This is a genomic window from Zobellia russellii (assembly GCF_044597075.1).
Lineage (GTDB): Bacteria > Bacteroidota > Bacteroidia > Flavobacteriales > Flavobacteriaceae > Zobellia > Zobellia russellii.
In genome coordinates this window covers 1,733,338-1,748,879 of record NZ_CP139000.1, presented here as the reverse complement: position 1 = coordinate 1,748,879, position 15,542 = coordinate 1,733,338, and the positions used below count along the sequence as shown (strand labels likewise).

Here is a 15,542-nt window from a genome sequence, read left to right as displayed (position 1 = left end):
TTTTTAGTTAGGTCTTTAAAAATAAATTAATTGTCAAATTAAATTTTTGCATTAAAGAAATAAGTTCCCGAACCAACCTCAACGATGGTTTCTTTTTCGTTTGATTCTAAAATTTTAATGGATTCATTACTGGAGAGACTTTTATTCCCTTCTTTAATATCGGAAAGGATTGATGTAGGGATATAGACTTTGGCTTTCGTATTAACTGGTATTTTTATATTCATAAGGACTCTGTTACCTTTCCAGTTCCAAGCAGATGCTATGGTGCCATTAATACTTTTGTAGCTACCTTCTATGAAATCCATTTCTTTGGTTATGGCGGGCTTTATAATAATGTTTCTATATCCAGAATCTTCGGTATCGATTCCTACCGCATGTTGAAACATCCATTCTGCAACGGAGCCAAAAGCATAATGGCTAAAGGAGTTCATTTTTGCATTAAGGTCTGAGTTTTCAGAATTATCTTTTGTATAACTGTTCCATCGTTCCCAAATAGATGTGCTTCCGTTTTCTACTGAATATCCCCAACTTGGGTATTCCGTCTGTTGGAAAATTTTATAGGAGATGTCATTATAGCCGTATTTGGACAAGGCTAACATAACATGTTTGGTGCCTAAAAACCCCGTAGCAAATTTGTATCCGTTTTTTTCTATTTTTTCTGCTAGCCTAGCGGCCCCTTTTTTAGCCAGTTCGTCAGGGTACAAATCAAAATATAAAGCTAGGGCATACGTAGTTTGTGTATCTTCTGTAGTACGTCCGTTCGCTAAAATATACTTTTTGGCAAATGCTTTTTTAATATTTTCAAATAGATTCCTGTAATTAGCTGCATCTTTGGTCTTTCCCAATGCTTCGGCCATTTCGGCCATTAGTTTGGCATCGTATCCATAAAATGAGCTGCCTATGAAATCATGGCTCGTTTCTTCGTTAATGGCAAGCCAGTCTCCCCAATTGTTGCCTCCACCTGGCCTTAAATAATCTGTGCTCGCGTCTTCTTGGAACTCCATGAACTTTTGCATGCCTTCATACATAAAATCTAGGGCACGAGTATCATTATACACTTTGTACATGTTATATGGAATAATGATTCCTACATCCATCCATGCCGGTGCATATTGATTGGGTCTTGAATAAGGGAAAGGAGCAAAATTCGGATAGGCTCCGTACCAACGTTGTGCATCATCAAGGTCTACCAAAAACTTGGTCACAAAAGCGGCCACATCTGAATTGTAGGTGGCGGAACGCATATAGATTTGCGCATCTCCCGTCCATCCTAAACGTTCATCCCTTTGTGGACAATCCGTAGGAATCTCAAAAAAATTGGCACTCTGTGTAGTGTTTATATTTTTGAAGAGGGTATTGTTCATCGCGTTGGATGAATCGAAGGTACTGGCATCAGTTTCAATAGAGCTTAAGACTAGCCCTGTAATGGCATCCAAAGTAGGGTTTCCTGGGTATCCTGTTACTTCTACATACTGAAAGCCATGATAGGTGAATTTTGGTTGCCAAGTTTCTAGACCCTCACCTTTGAGAATATAGGTGTCGGTAGCCCTTGCCTTTCTCAGGTTTTCGGTCTGAATATGGCCATCACTCTTTAAAATTTCTCCAAAACGCAATTGGACCTTTGTTCCTTTTGGACCTTTCACTTTGAGTTCGGCAATCCCGGCAATATTTTTTCCGAGATTAAAAACATAGGTTCCTGGGCCGGGTTCCGTAATTTCAATAGGTTTTAATTGCTCAACATTTTTAACTTTCGTACCTGGATGGGCTTCTAATTTTCCATTGGGGTAGGTGTATATTTTTGGATTTTTCCATCCGCTATCATCATAATTTGGAGTGTCCCAACCTGAATGTTCCAATCGAGCATCGTAAGTCTCTCCCATTATAATATCCGCTTCACGAATAGCTCCTTCATTTGATTTCCAAGAACGATCCGAAGCTATGATTTCGGTTGAGCCATCTTCATATTCAATATGTATTTGACCCATGAAAGAAGGGTTGACGCCGTAGAATTCCCTAACCTTATCCAAACGTACCAAAAGAGCATATCCGATATAGCCGGCGTACCATCCATCCGCAATAACCGCCCCAACTACGTTCTCGCCTTCTTGAAGTCTGTACGTAATATCAAAAGTTTGATAATATAGCCTTTTATTGTAATCGGTCCATCCTGGTAAAAAATAATCATCTCCCACCTTGTTGCCGTTTAATCTTAGTTCGTAGAGTCCTAGGGCAGTAGTGTAGGCAGTTGCTTGTTTTATTTTTTTATTTATAGTAAAAGACTTTCGTAAGTACCTGGCGGGAGGTAAATATAGGCTGTCATATTTATCGACAGTATTATAGCCTACATCATGACCGATAAAAAGCCCTTTCCAACTAGAGAAATTCAAAAGTCCCATGGACCAATGAGCCGACGAACTCCATTGCGACGGGTTGTTTGATTCGTCCCAAATTTTTACCTTCCAATAATATTTGGAATCTGATTTCAATGAAATTCCGTCATATTCTATTTGATTGGTATGGTTGGAATTTACTTTTTCGCTATCCCAAATATCGGCTTCGTTTTGTGCTAGTTTAGTACTGGAAGAGGCCACTATAATTTGATATGCAGATTGTAACCTGTTTCGTCCATTGCCTTTTAGAATCCAGCTGAACCGTGGTCGTTTGACATCAATTCCTTCTGGGTTAGTAAGGTATTCAACGCGTGTTTCATGTATGGTGAGTGCGTCATTTTTTTTATGTTGAGAATAAGATGACACCATTGTCAAAAGGGTGATAAACAATGCGGATAAATGAATCTTCATTTTGGGCTTATGGTTTATTGGTACGGGAAATCTTTGCATTTTGCAGCAAGGTAATTGGCTTTGTTTTTATAAGTGTCCTGTACTATGTGGGCTAGGGTCGGTTTATGGTGTTAGCTTTAAATATTTGGCTTTAACAGCATTGTGCAGGATACTTAACTATTTTTCTAACTTTATTTTTGAGGCAATTCAGAATGACTAACTCTACTATCATTCTATCAACTCACACACAAAAAAATGAAAAAGAGTATTCAAATTTTAGTTCTCATACTGTTTGTCAATTACACATACCCACAACTGCCACCTGTGTTTAAAGGTGGTGATATCAATCGGGCCAGTACGTCGGAAATGATCAAGAGCTACCTTGTGCCCCTGCAAATCATATGGCAATCCGATACTTCCGGAAAATCAATTCAAAATGCGGAAACGCTACTTCAAACCGGGAACGGGCAGGTTGCGGTTAATGACGAAAACCTTTTTCGCTTTGTAAGTACAGAGAATGAGAAACCGGGAATATTATTGGATTTTGGAAAAGAGATTCACGGTGGGATTAAAATCTCTATGGGAATACGTAAAAGTAAAACACCCCTTAAATTACGCATTCGTTTTGGAGAATCGGTTGGGGAGGCTATGTCCGAAATTGGAGGGCGGCAGAACGCCACTAATGAACATTCGTTGCGTGATTTTATAATTGAAGTTCCGTGGTTAGGTAGTGTAGAAGTAGGGGAAACCGGTTTTCGGTTCCTACGGGTAGATGTTGTGGATTCAGGCGAAGATGCCCCCATAAAATCTATAGAGGCTGCTTTTGTTTACCGTGATATACCTTATTTAGGAAGTTTTGAAAGTGATGATGAACGTTTAAATGAAATTTGGCTTACAGGGGCTTATACGGTACACCTAAATATGCAGAATTATTTATGGGATGGAATTAAACGAGATCGTTTGGTCTGGGTAGGGGATATGCATCCTGAAGTAATGACCATCAATACTGTTTTTGGTAATCATGAAATAGTAAGTAAGAGTTTAGATCTGGCACGTGACCAACATCTATTGCCGCAATGGATGAACGGTATTAGCTCTTACTCTATGTGGTGGCTACTTATTCATAAAAATTTATATGATTACCATGGAAATCTTTCTTATTTAAAGGAACAGGAGCCTTATATGATTGGTCTACTGGATCAATTGAGCAGATTTATAGATAAGGATAACAAAGAAATTCTAAACGGAAACCGATTTTTAGATTGGCCCACGAGTGAAAAGCCAGAGGCTATACATGCAGGGCTTCAGGCCATGATGGTAATGACTTTTCAAGCAGGTGCTGATATGATGTCTGTTTTATCTCGGCCTGAACTCCAAGAAAAATATAATAAGATAGCCGATAGGCTTAAAAAACATAAACCAAAGGATAACACCACTAAGCAGGCAGCGGCCCTAATGGTGCTTGCCAATTTAAAAGATGCCCAAAAAGCTAATAGCAAGGTGCTGACAAAGGATGGCGTGCAACGTATGTCTACCTTCTACGGATATTATATTCTTGAAGCCATGGCAAAGGCGAAAGATTATAATGGGGCACTTAGGGTAATACGTGATTACTGGGGAGGAATGTTGGATTTAGGGGCAACTACCTTTTGGGAAGATTTTGACATACTCGATATTACCAACAGTGGTCCAATAGATAAGCTGATATCTGAGAGCAATAATGATATACATGGTGATTTTGGTGAGTATTGTTACGTAGGCTACCGGCATAGTTTATGTCACGGATGGGCTAGTGGACCTACTGCTTGGTTAAGTCAACACGTTCTAGGTATTAATGTAATGGATGGAGGGAACAAAGTGAAAATTGCACCAAACTTGGGCGACCTTAAATGGGTTAGAGGTAGCTTTCCCACCAAGTACGGTGTGTTGAAAGTAAGTCATACAATTAGTGTGGATGGTAATGTCAAAACAGAAATCGATGCTCCTGAAGGGCTGGACGTAATACAATAGTAAAATGGTTAGAAAAGCATTCAAAATGAAGGTATATGAAGACAAAATCGAGGAATATACCAAAAGGCACAATCCAATTTGGCCAGAATTAAAAGAAGTACTTAAGAACCATGGCGTTCGTAATTACAATATTTTTTTAGATACCGAGAGCTGTTTTTTGTTTGGTTACGCCGAAATAGAATCGGAAGTAAAGTGGAATCAGATAGCCAATACTCCAATTTGCAGAGAATGGTGGAATTATATGGCAGATCTTATGGAAACGAACGAAGATAACAGTCCGGTATCCACAGATTTAGAACATTCTGTTCTACATTAAATAGTCTGTTTCTTTAAGAGTTGATTTTTTGATTGAAAAGAGTCAACTTCAAAAACATCAATAAAGACTCCTGTAACTTTACACTCAATTTCATATTATGTATAAATACATGTTACCAATCAGAAATATAACAGTCATTTGTATATGTACTATCCTTTTTAGTTGTAAAAATGAAAGAGAAAAGAGCCAAAAAACTCTTCCCATAACATCTAAAACGGAATTACCCCAAAAGCCCAACATTCTATGGTTGGTTACTGAGGACATGGGGCCGTACATTCCTTCTTTTGGAGACTCTACAATCGTTACTCCAAATTTGAGCCGTTTGGCAAAAGAGGGGGTTGTATATCCTAATTTATATTCCACATCAGGAGTTTGTGCTCCGAGTAGAGCGGCTATTACAACGGGGATGTACCCGTCAGGTATCGGGGCCAACCACATGCGTACCACTTCATATACAGAGGAGACCGAATTACCTTCTTACGGCGCGGTTCCGCCAGCAGAAGCTCGTATGGTTAGTGAGTTATTACGTATGAATGGGTATTACTGCTCAAATAACAATAAAGAAGATTATCAATTTAAAGCCCCTAAAACCGGTTGGGATGAGAGTAGTCCCTACGCGCATTGGAGAAATAGGGGTGAGAACCAACCGTTTTTTTCGGTTTTCAATTTTACGGATACGCATGAATCTGGGCTGTTCGAACCTTATGGGTTTAGAAATATTGAAACAAGGCATTATCATGCAGGTGATACAACATATACCTGGAAAAGCGACCGTATGACGGAACAGCAGACGCCTGTGCATTTGTCCAAGGATACGAAGTTTTCTATTCCTCCTTATTTACCGGATACACCCACGGTACGTCGTGATATGTGGAAAGCATACAATAATATAGCTGAAATGGACAGACAGGTTGGCGCAATATTGAAGCAGCTGGAAGATGATGGCCTTTTAGAGAATACTATAATCTTTTTCTATGGCGATCATGGTGGACCGTTACCTAGGGAAAAACGGTTAGTGTACGATTCTGGCTTAAATACGCCATTGATTATAAGGTTTCCTAATAAACAACATTCGGAAACCAAAGATGATCAGTTGCTTAGTTTTGTAGATTTTGCCCCTACATTACTTTCTTTAATAGGTGTTGAACCTCCAAAGTATATGCAGGGGAAAGCTTTTTTAGGGGATTATAAATCGAAGGAAAAACGAAAATATATTCATGGCGCTGCAGACCGTTTTGACGGTTTTACGGATGTAATCAGAGCCGTACGCGACAATCAATTTAAGTACATAAGAAACTATAGGCCTGACCAAGGCTATTATTTGCCGGTTGAGTATAGAGAAAGGATTCCAACTATGAAGGAGATGTTACGTATGCATGATGAGGGAAAATTAGATAGTATACAGCGTCTTTGGTTCAGGGAAAAAAAGGAACCGGAAGAATTGTATGATTGTGAAGCGGACCCGTATGAGATAAACAATTTGGCCAAAGACCCTGCTTACCGTAAAAAGTTAGAAGAATTAAGTGCTGAAATGGATCGTTGGCTCCAAGAAATAGGGGACAACCCTAATCTGCCAGAAAGGGAGTTAATTGCGCAATTGTGGAATGGAACTGACAGCCAACCGGTAACTTTGGAACCGAAAATTTCTTTTAATCAGAATACAGTTGTAATTAGTAGTGCTACCAATGGCGCTTCTTTAGGATATAAAGTTATAAGCAAAGAAGGAACAACTCCAAAAGTATGGCAGGTTTATAGCCAACCGTTTCAAATTCAAGAGGGAAGCAAAGTAGTGGCACAAGCCTATAGAATAGGATATGAGCCTAGTGCAGTAGTTGAGAAAAATATAGAGTAGACCGCCCGAAAATATTTGGGGCTGAGGTTACCCCTTATTTTATAAGATGTTTAGGTAAGTCCTCTACGTGTTCGCAGCATAATTGGTCCATGACCTGTTTGAACTGGGTCCTTAACATGGCAATGGTGTGGTCGCCGCCTTTGTTTCCCAGTGCCCCGCACCCGTAGAGGAAGGACCTTCCCATAAAGGTGAACTTTGCCCCGCTGGCCATGGTCCTTGCGATATCGGGTCCCGAACGCAGTCCGCTGTCCATCATGATCTCTATCCGGTCACCGTATTTTCCTGCTATCTCGGCAAGGGAACTAATGGTGGACTGTGCGGCGTCCAGCTGCCTTCCGCCATGGTTGGAAACGATAATGCCGTCGAACCCCATGCGAATGGCGTCCTGGGTGTCCTGTTCCGATGCCACGCCTTTAAGCACGAGTTTCCCCTTCCATCTGTCGCGGATGGGCCTTATCCTTTCCTCGTTCAACCGTCCCGAAAAGGTTCTGTCCATGAACTGCCCCAACTGTTTCAGGTTGAGGCCTTCGGGCGTATAGGGCTTCAAGGTCTCAAAAGTGGGCTGCCCGTATTTCAGGGTGTTCATGGCCCAAGTGGGCCTGCCCAGAATCTGCAGGATATTGGCCAACGACATTTTCGGGGGCAGCGCCAGCCCGTTGCGGATGTCCCGTGGCCTGTAGCCAAAGGTGGGCACGTCGCAGAGCAGTACCAGTACGGGGCAGCCGGCGGCCTCGGCCCTGTTTATGATATCGTCGCGAAGGGCATCTTCTGCGGGATTGTACAGCTGGAACCAGGCATTGCCCTCTGTCAGTTCGCTGGCCCGTTCTATATCCATCGTGGTAACGGTGCTCAGGATAAAGGGTATGTTGTTCTTGAACGCCGATCTGGCCAATATCTCGGGCGAATTGGGCCACATCAGTCCCTGGAGCCCTACGGGGGCTATCCCGAACGGGGCATCGAACTCCATTCCCAAAACTTTGGTCCTGGTCGAACCGGTACCCTGGTTCCTCAGGTACCTAGGTTGTAACTGTACCTTGCGGATGTCCGAGGTGTTCCTTGCTATGCTTACGTCCTCGTTGCAGCCACCGTCCAGGTACTCAAAGGCGAACTTGGGTATACGTTTCATGGCCTTGTTTCTCAAATCGTCCATTGAAGGATATGCGGGGTTGAATTCCTTGTTCATAAGATGGGTCTATTTTAGGCTGAACGGCCGGTGTTTCTTGATAGCGTAGTTTTTGTCCAGGAACGAGGGCTCCAGCTCCGTATCGGAAATAACGATTGCGGCCCCAAGGGCGGACCCCAACGATGAATCCGTTGTGCTGAGCTTCATGTTCCCCATGTAATGGGATAGGAGCTGGATGTAGATCTTGTTGTCGCTAAAACCCCCGTCCACATAAAGTTGGTCTATTTCGGAACTCCCCATCGCCGCCCTTACACTTTTCTCCTGGAGCAGTACCAGTTCCAGCATCAGCTGGTGGTAGGCATGCTCGAACCTGTCGTAGGGTATCGAGGTGCTCTCGGGCATGTCCGCTGAGGACATGGTGTCCCATTTGAACATGTGCACGAAATCCTTGTTGATCTCGAAAAAGGTATCCTGATCGAACTCCACCTGCTTATGGGCGTCAGGGGAGACGTTGAAGTGCTCCGCGAGCGCCCTTACCTGTAGCTTGTACTCGTTGCCCAGGAACAGGCGGGAAACCTTTACGGGACTTCCGTCTATCCTCATGTTGAACAAGGAGCCGTTCCCGATATCGCCGGTACTGAGCATCCCCCGGTTAAAAGGGTTGATGGAAATGCTCCATGTGCCCGTGGAGACCAATATGAAAGGTTTTTTGGCGCTCTTGATGTAGGGCAGTAGGGCGGAGGAACTGTCGTGTATGCCAACGCCCATTTTGATCGTCCTGCCCTTATAGTCCACCGGAACGGTCTTTCTGGAAGACACCAGTGGCGGTAATTTCTTGTCGATGCCCTCTTGATAGACCCATGAATGGTAGTCCTTTTTTTCGAAGTCCCAGAGCATGGTGTGGCACCCGATGCTCGTATATTCGCTTACCGGGACCCCGGTGAACAGATAGCTCAGGTATTGGGGCAGGTGCAGGGAGTACCTTATTTTTTTGAAGGTTTCCGGTCTGGTCCTCTTCAGCCAATATAGGTGCATACCGGTGTTGAGCATGCCCAGTTTTGGGGAACCGGTTACCCTTGACAGTTCGTTCTCGGGCCCGTATTCCTTGTAAAATGAATCAAGGATATCCCTGTTCAGGGGCTTCATGTAGTTGTAGAGGGGCGTGAGCGGTTTCCCGTTTTCGTCCATGTGTACCCAACTGGCGCCGTAACAGGAAAAGTTCAAGGCCTCTATTTCAAATTCGTTGGAAATTAGGATTTTATCGAAAGTTTCCTTTACCCAGTCCTCCAGTGCCCTGAGGTTTTCGGTAGGGTGGCCGTCCTCATCGGTAATCTCTTCAAAACGTACGTATTCACGGTGCACCTCCTGGAAGTTCCCGTCAAAAAGAAAGAACTTTTTGTTGGTCTTCCCGATATCGAATACGGCCGTTACTTTAGTTTTCATGACTATGTAATTATTGTCTGGATGTTATATTTCAACATCTTAATCTCTATTTAAATTTTTTATTTGAGTGTGGTTACTGGATTTAAACATCACTCTTATTTTTTTGAGCTATCTGTATGTGGAGACTAACAACTTTTGGGTATAAGTTACTATAGATTTTAGTTTCCCACATCTTGTACATGATAAACATTTTTCAGCTCTCAGCTCGCTGCGGAACTAGTTGAAAATTAATCTGACGGGTGAAATATGTAACTCTGGTAAAAATACTTCCATGGGCCGTACGGCCCATGGAAATAAAAACAAACTAACTCAAAACGATCTATCTTACAAAGGCATTCGCCATGCCCCCGTCCACATTGATGATGTTCCCTGTGGTCTTGTTCAATACGCCCACGCATGCAAATACCCCGTCCGCGATATCCTTGGGGTATATGATCTCGTTCAGGAGGTTGCGTTTGGCGTAATGTGCGGGAAGCTCCTCAACGGTAATCCCGTAGGCCTTTGCACGTCCCTCGGCCCAATCGCCTTCCCATATCTTGCTGCCCACGATCACCCCGTCCGGGTTTACGGTATTGACCCTTATCTTGTCGCCCCCCAGTTCCGTGGCCAATAGGCGCGCCATATGCTGCTGTGCGGCCTTCGCCGTTCCGTAGGCCACGTTGTTGGGCCCGGATACGAGCCCGTTCTTGCTGGCTATGCTTATAAAGTCACCGCCCTTGTCCTGTTTGCGCATGATGGCCACGGCCTGTTTGGCCAGTTCGAACTGCCCCTTTACCAGGACGTCCTGCAGTATGTCCCAATCCTTTTCCGAGGTGTTCTGTAGGGGTTTTGAAATGGCGAGACCCGCGCTGTGCACCACGATGTCCACGCCCCCGAACTCCAGACATGCCTTTTTATAGGCGTCGGCTACCGATGCGCTTTTGGTGACGTCGCACACGGCATAGCTTGCGGTATCCCTTGGGTAAGTGGCTACGCCTTCCTTCAGCCTGTCCTCGGCAATATCGGTCAGTACCACGTTTGCGCCCTCCGCGGCGAGCTTGTCGGCAATGGCCTTTCCTATGCCGCCCCCCGCACCGGTGACCAGGGCTACTTTACGTGACAGAGGTTTCTCCTTTGGCATACGCTGCAGTTTGGCCTCTTCCAACAACCAGTACTCGATATCGAAGGCCTCCTGTCTTGGCAACGATGTATATTCCGTAATGGCTTCCGCACCGCGCATGACGTTTATGGCGTTCACGTAGAACTCATTGGCCACACGGGTGGTCTGCTTGTTCTTCGCGAAGCTGAACATACCTATTCCCGGATAGATGATAATCACCGGACTGGCATCCCTAACGGCAGGGCTATTGGCACGTTTATGGTCGTCGTAGTACGCTTGGTACTCCTTTCTGTACTGTTCAAAGGCAGGGCGGAGCTTGGCGAGCACGGCTTCCGTATCGGAAAGGTCCTCGTTGGCATCCAGTTTCAATACCAACGGCTGGATCTTGGTTCTCAAAAAGTGGTCGGGGCACGAGGTGCCCATGGGCGCGAGCCGCTCCAGGTCGTTACTGTTGATGTACTCCATGACCACGTCGCTATCGTTAAAATGGCCTATCATCCTATTGTGGGAAGAACACAGTCCCCTTAACATGGGCATAAGCTGTGCGGCCTTTTCCAGACGCTCCTCTTTTGGTAGGCTCTCTATTTTTTGTCCCCCGAAAACGCTTCCGTTGGCCTTGATCTTGTTCTCTATATATTCGGAGGCCATTTCGATGACCTCAAGACTGTTCATGTAACATTCATGGGAAGTGTCCCCCCAAGTGAAAAGCCCGTGGCTGCCCAGGACTATCCCACGGATACCGGGGTTGTCCTCCAGGCATTTTTCCAGTTGCAGGCCCAGGTCGAAACCCGGCCGCTGCCATGGTACCCAGCCCATGGTATCGCCCCATATCTCCTTGGTCACCTTTTCGCTGTCCTTTGCCGCGGCCACCGCGATTAGGGCATCGGGGTGTAGGTGGTCTATGTGCTTGAAGGGCAACAGGCCGTGCAAGGGGGTATCAATGGAAGGGGCCTTGCTGTCCAGGTCGTAGATGCAATGGTTGAAAAGGCCCACCATGCGGTCCTCGTCCTCCAGGCCGCCGTAAACGTTCTTCAGGTTCCTGAGCCTCTCGGTATAGAGCCCTGCGATACCGGCCTTGGTCAGGGTACCGATGTCCCCGCCGGAACCTTTGATCCACATCACTTCCACCTCCTGGTCGGTCAAGGGGTCCTTTTCGATGGTCTTGCAGCTGGTGTTCCCACCGCCATAGTTGGTTATCCTTAGGTCGGCCCCCAGGATATTGGAGCGGTATAGGAACAGGGCCACCTGGTCATCGCCCAGTGCGGCGGCTTTCTTATCGTCCCAAAGATGGTCTACGTACTTGAACTGTTGTGCTGTATTTTTCATTTGAAGGGTTATTACGTTTGGGGACAAAATTATGTGATGGGGAAAAGCTTTCCGTCCTGTACTGTACCGCTCGGCCCAAAAAAAATAAATATGTATATTTTGGGCGGATTATAATTTTTCATCTTTACTATTGTGCCGCCAAGGGGCAGTTCCACCGATAAAGAAAAGACCATCGCCCATGAACATATTCAATTCCATCGACATAGACGAGAACTCCCGAGTGCCCAAGTACAGGCAGATCGTGGACGCCATTATCCATAACATATCCTCGGGCAACCTTAAGATGGACGATAAGATCCCGTCTATCAACAGGTTCAGCGAGGAGTACCTCCTCTCGCGGGACACCGTTGAGAAGGCCTACAGTATTCTAAGGGAGCGCAAGGTGATCATCTCCATAAAGGGCAAAGGGTACTACATAGCCCGCACCAAGCTGATATCCAAGGTGAACATCCTGTTCCTGGTCAACAAGCTCAGTTCCTACAAGATGCGCATCTACAATTCGTTCATAGAGAGTATAGGGGGAACGGCGCACACGAGCCTTTTCATCTACCATTGCGAGGAGGAGCTGTTCCTGAACCTTCTGGAAAAGAACAGGAACGCCTATGACTACTATGTGATCATGCCGCATTTCAAGACCGAGAAGCTGAAGCATGCCAGCCATACCCCGGAAGCGATCAAGGCGATTGACCGTATCCCCAAGGACAAACTGATCATAATGGACAACCCCGTACCCGAACTGAAGGGCGGTTACATAGAGATCTACCAGGATTTCGAGAACGATATCTACCATGCGCTGAAGGAGGGGCTGGGGAAGATATCGAAATACGAGAAACTGATCATTACCTACCCCGAGGAATCGGTCTACCCGTACCCGAAGAGGATACTGCACGGGTTCCGCAAGTTCTGCGGGGAGCACAGGATCGACTTTGAGGTGCTGGACGAGATCTATGACGATATGGTCCTTAAAAAGGGCGACCTGTTCATTACCATAAGCGAATCGGACCTGGTGAGTTTGGTGAACCAGATACGCAACCAGGAGTTCGACCTGGGGACCGACATAGGGGTGATCTCCTATAACGACACGCCGCTGAAGCAACTGTTGGGCATTACCTGTATCTCCACGGATTTCAAGGCCATGGGGGAGACCGCTGCCCGTATGATCATGGACAAGAAAAAGGGGAAGGTCAAGAACCCGTTCCGTTTCATCGATAGGAACTCGATATAAAAGACATGCCCGTTAGCGGGTCTAGAGGTACCCCAGGTATTCTATCCTGTCCAGGTTCTTTTGGGTTTTCTGTTCGTAGAGTTCGTAGATGAGGCCGTCCTTTAGCCCCACTTTGGGCACTAGTATCTGATCGCTTCCCATTTCTTTAAGTACCCTTAGATAAATCTCGGAAGCAGGAACAATAACGTCTGCCCGGTCCGGATTCATTTTTAAAATAGACATACGCTGTTCATAGGAAAACTCACTTACATAGGCTCTAAGCGCTTTTAATTCAGCAAAGGATATGGCCATGTTAGAAGCTTTGTTTGCCAGTCCGTAAAGTCGGTTAATATTCCCCCCGGTTCCTATCCCTACTATGTTTTTTGATTTGTGGAAACTTGTGGAGCGAACCCACTCTTTCATAGAGGCAAAAACGTCTGTGCGTTCCTTTGGTGCCAATTGGCGCACTGATCCTATTTTAAAGGATTTGCTTTGAACAAGTTTACCGCTTTCCAGAAGATTCAGCTCCGTACTACCGCCGCCCACATCTATATGCACGTACTTCCGGTCTTTGAGGGTAGGTCTTATGGCCTTGTTCAGAATACTGGCCTCTTTCTTGCCCGTAATGATATTGATTTTCATGCCCACATCGTCTAGAATGAGCTCGCTAACCTCGTTACCGTTACTGGCCTCCCGCATTGCTGACGTGGCCACGGCATAGTATCCCTCTACTTCGTACAAGTCGATCAAGTGCTTAAAGGTGCTCATGAGTTTAATGAACTTCTCTTTGGTTGGTTCCGATATTTTCCCTTGGGAGAACACATCGTGTCCCAACCGTAAAGGAAACCGTAATAGCTGTAGGTTTTTGAAGCTGACTAGGTCCTCTTCTTCATAAACTTTGACCACTTGAAGCCGTATTGCGTTGGACCCGATGTCTATTGAAGCTAGTTTCATTTAAATGGAAATTAATATTAGCGAAAGTATTATAAGGCGAAAAGATAATTCAATTTTTGATTAAACCATCATTAGGTACTGTTCCAGACAGTATAGAACAGGACGGTATACCCAATATCTATATTTAATTTTGAGATTCTTAAATCCGGCCTGTATGACTATACCAAAGTTTCTTGCCCAATGTATGATACCCCTAATGTTACTCATCTGTTTTCAATCTTGCAAAGAAAAAAAACAGGAAGCTGATGGAGAACCCACTTTAGAAGTTCTAGGAAAAAAAGGCGGTTTTATAAAAATATTTGATGGAAGAACTTTGAACGGTTGGAAAGGTGATCCTAATTATTGGCGTGTTGAAAACGGTTATTTGGTAGGAGAGGTAAGCCCGGAAACCCTTTTGAAGAGTAGAAGGTTAAAGGTACAGGGTTTTGATAAGACCGTACCTGTAGATCCAACTCAAGAATACGTAAAGTTTACGGTAGATTTGGAGCGGGGAGAAGCAGAATTGCAGACTTGGTTTACATTGGATACAGAAGACACTTTGGGCGCTTATTTTGTTAGTCTGGAGAAATTGTGAGGAATTAGAGCTTGTTTTTTCTATTTTGTGCCTCTAGATTTTGCTGACCTGTTAGATATAGGTTGGCCAGATTACAAAATGAAGAAGATATAAAGAACTATGAGTAAAAGAGTAAAAATTAAGGTAGTGTTGTCAGCTGTGTTTTTATGGGGTATGTGTTTGTCCGTCATGGCACAAGATGAGTTTGTTAAAATTAATGACACCCTTACGGCAAAAGCAAGTTTAACCTATTTGGATTCCTTTCAATTAGGATTGGAAAACTGGGAGGTAGAGCAAATGCCGGGAGGTTCCGTACAAGTAAATGAGGGAAAACTAGAAATCACGGATGTTTCCGGTTGCACCATTTGGTTAAAGAAAAAATTGGAAGGCCTATTAATGATAACTTACGAAGCCTATGTGATTGATGAAGGGGGACCCCAAGATCGGGTGTCAGACCTCAATTGCTTTTGGATGGCACAGGATACGGAGTATCCTAATGATTTATTCGTGAATTCAGAGAACCGGGGAGGAAAATTTTCCAATTATGATAACCTTCGGTTGTATTATATGGGTGTTGGCGGACATGATAATTCAAAAACTCGTTTCAGAAGGTATACGGGTGATGGTAACAGGCCCTTGTTACCAGAACATGATTTTACTCAAAAGGAATATCTGATTAAACCCAATAGGAAAACCAAAATCAAAATTGTAGCTTACAATGGAATCATCCAATATTATAGAGATGGTGAACGTATCATAGATTTTTACGATCAAAACCCCTACACAACTGGACATTTCGGTTTTAGAACGGTCAACAATCATATGACTATAGAAAACTTTAAAATCTTTAGTCTAAAGAGTGAGGAAATAGCGAAGTAACAC

General features: G+C 44.5%; 11 protein-coding genes. 6 read left to right on the top strand and 5 right to left on the bottom strand.

Going from position 1 to position 15,542, the window contains the following annotated elements:
* Positions 1 to 38: 38 nt before the first annotated feature.
* On the bottom strand, positions 39 to 2,801 hold the full coding sequence (locus SJY45_RS07065) for a family 78 glycoside hydrolase catalytic domain (RefSeq protein ID WP_400073808.1): 2,763 nt from the start codon (positions 2,799 to 2,801) through the stop codon (positions 39 to 41).
* Positions 2,802 to 3,035: 234 nt separating this feature from the next.
* On the opposite strand from SJY45_RS07065, the gene SJY45_RS07060 reads away from it, so the two are divergent.
* The 3 genes from SJY45_RS07060 to SJY45_RS07050 all read left to right on the top strand — a co-directional run bounded on the left by SJY45_RS07060 (position 3,036) and on the right by SJY45_RS07050 (position 6,958).
* Positions 3,036 to 4,790 (top strand): alpha-L-rhamnosidase C-terminal domain-containing protein, encoded by a 1,755-nt coding sequence (locus SJY45_RS07060; protein ID WP_400073807.1) that lies wholly within the window; start codon positions 3,036 to 3,038, stop codon positions 4,788 to 4,790.
* 4 nt (positions 4,791 to 4,794) lie between these two features.
* On the top strand, positions 4,795 to 5,106 hold the full coding sequence (rhaM, locus tag SJY45_RS07055; protein WP_400073806.1) for an L-rhamnose mutarotase: 312 nt from the start codon (positions 4,795 to 4,797) through the stop codon (positions 5,104 to 5,106).
* Positions 5,107 to 5,203: 97 nt separating this feature from the next.
* Positions 5,204 to 6,958: a sulfatase-like hydrolase/transferase gene (locus SJY45_RS07050; protein ID WP_400073805.1), complete on the top strand. Its 1,755-nt coding sequence runs from the start codon at positions 5,204 to 5,206 to the stop codon at positions 6,956 to 6,958.
* A gap of 34 nt (positions 6,959 to 6,992) precedes the next feature.
* Here the strand turns inward: SJY45_RS07050 and SJY45_RS07045 are convergent, their stop codons facing one another.
* From SJY45_RS07045 to SJY45_RS07035, 3 genes are all read right to left on the bottom strand, one after another.
* Entirely contained in the window at positions 6,993 to 8,141 is a 1,149-nt protein-coding gene (locus SJY45_RS07045) for an alpha-hydroxy-acid oxidizing protein (protein ID WP_400073804.1), read from the bottom strand.
* Positions 8,142 to 8,150: 9 nt separating this feature from the next.
* Complete coding sequence (locus SJY45_RS07040) at positions 8,151 to 9,524, bottom strand: FGGY-family carbohydrate kinase (RefSeq protein ID WP_400073803.1); 1,374 nt, start codon at positions 9,522 to 9,524, stop codon at positions 8,151 to 8,153.
* Between the two features lie 319 nt (positions 9,525 to 9,843).
* On the bottom strand, positions 9,844 to 11,949 hold the full coding sequence (locus SJY45_RS07035; RefSeq protein ID WP_400073802.1) for a bifunctional aldolase/short-chain dehydrogenase: 2,106 nt from the start codon (positions 11,947 to 11,949) through the stop codon (positions 9,844 to 9,846).
* 178 nt (positions 11,950 to 12,127) lie between these two features.
* On the opposite strand from SJY45_RS07035, the gene SJY45_RS07030 reads away from it, so the two are divergent.
* Positions 12,128 to 13,174: a GntR family transcriptional regulator gene (locus SJY45_RS07030; RefSeq protein ID WP_400073801.1), complete on the top strand. Its 1,047-nt coding sequence runs from the start codon at positions 12,128 to 12,130 to the stop codon at positions 13,172 to 13,174.
* 21 nt (positions 13,175 to 13,195) lie between these two features.
* Here the strand turns inward: SJY45_RS07030 and SJY45_RS07025 are convergent, their stop codons facing one another.
* Positions 13,196 to 14,107: an exopolyphosphatase gene (locus tag SJY45_RS07025; RefSeq protein ID WP_400073800.1), complete on the bottom strand. Its 912-nt coding sequence runs from the start codon at positions 14,105 to 14,107 to the stop codon at positions 13,196 to 13,198.
* Between the two features lie 154 nt (positions 14,108 to 14,261).
* Between SJY45_RS07025 and SJY45_RS07020 the strand changes: the two genes are divergently transcribed.
* Both SJY45_RS07020 and SJY45_RS07015 read left to right on the top strand, forming a co-directional pair.
* On the top strand, positions 14,262 to 14,681 hold the full coding sequence (locus SJY45_RS07020; RefSeq protein ID WP_400073799.1) for a hypothetical protein: 420 nt from the start codon (positions 14,262 to 14,264) through the stop codon (positions 14,679 to 14,681).
* Positions 14,682 to 14,780: 99 nt separating this feature from the next.
* Positions 14,781 to 15,539, top strand: a complete 759-nt coding sequence (locus tag SJY45_RS07015) for a DUF6250 domain-containing protein (protein ID WP_400073798.1) — start codon at positions 14,781 to 14,783, stop codon at positions 15,537 to 15,539.
* The last annotated feature ends 3 nt before the right edge of the window (positions 15,540 to 15,542 follow it).

Excerpts from the sequence above, each read along its gene's own strand:
- SJY45_RS07065 (WP_400073808.1), bottom strand. The coding sequence starts at position 2,801 with ATGAAGATTCATTTATCCGCATTGTTTATCACCCTTTTGACAATGGTG.
- SJY45_RS07060 (WP_400073807.1), top strand. The coding sequence starts at position 3,036 with ATGAAAAAGAGTATTCAAATTTTAGTTCTCATACTGTTTGTCAATTAC.
- rhaM (WP_400073806.1), top strand. The coding sequence starts at position 4,795 with ATGGTTAGAAAAGCATTCAAAATGAAGGTATATGAAGACAAAATCGAG.
- SJY45_RS07050 (WP_400073805.1), top strand. The coding sequence starts at position 5,204 with ATGTATAAATACATGTTACCAATCAGAAATATAACAGTCATTTGTATA.
- SJY45_RS07045 (WP_400073804.1), bottom strand. The coding sequence starts at position 8,141 with ATGAACAAGGAATTCAACCCCGCATATCCTTCAATGGACGATTTGAGA.
- SJY45_RS07040 (WP_400073803.1), bottom strand. The coding sequence starts at position 9,524 with ATGAAAACTAAAGTAACGGCCGTATTCGATATCGGGAAGACCAACAAA.
- SJY45_RS07035 (WP_400073802.1), bottom strand. The coding sequence starts at position 11,949 with ATGAAAAATACAGCACAACAGTTCAAGTACGTAGACCATCTTTGGGAC.
- SJY45_RS07030 (WP_400073801.1), top strand. The coding sequence starts at position 12,128 with ATGAACATATTCAATTCCATCGACATAGACGAGAACTCCCGAGTGCCC.
- SJY45_RS07025 (WP_400073800.1), bottom strand. The coding sequence starts at position 14,107 with ATGAAACTAGCTTCAATAGACATCGGGTCCAACGCAATACGGCTTCAA.
- SJY45_RS07020 (WP_400073799.1), top strand. The coding sequence starts at position 14,262 with ATGACTATACCAAAGTTTCTTGCCCAATGTATGATACCCCTAATGTTA.
- SJY45_RS07015 (WP_400073798.1), top strand. The coding sequence starts at position 14,781 with ATGAGTAAAAGAGTAAAAATTAAGGTAGTGTTGTCAGCTGTGTTTTTA.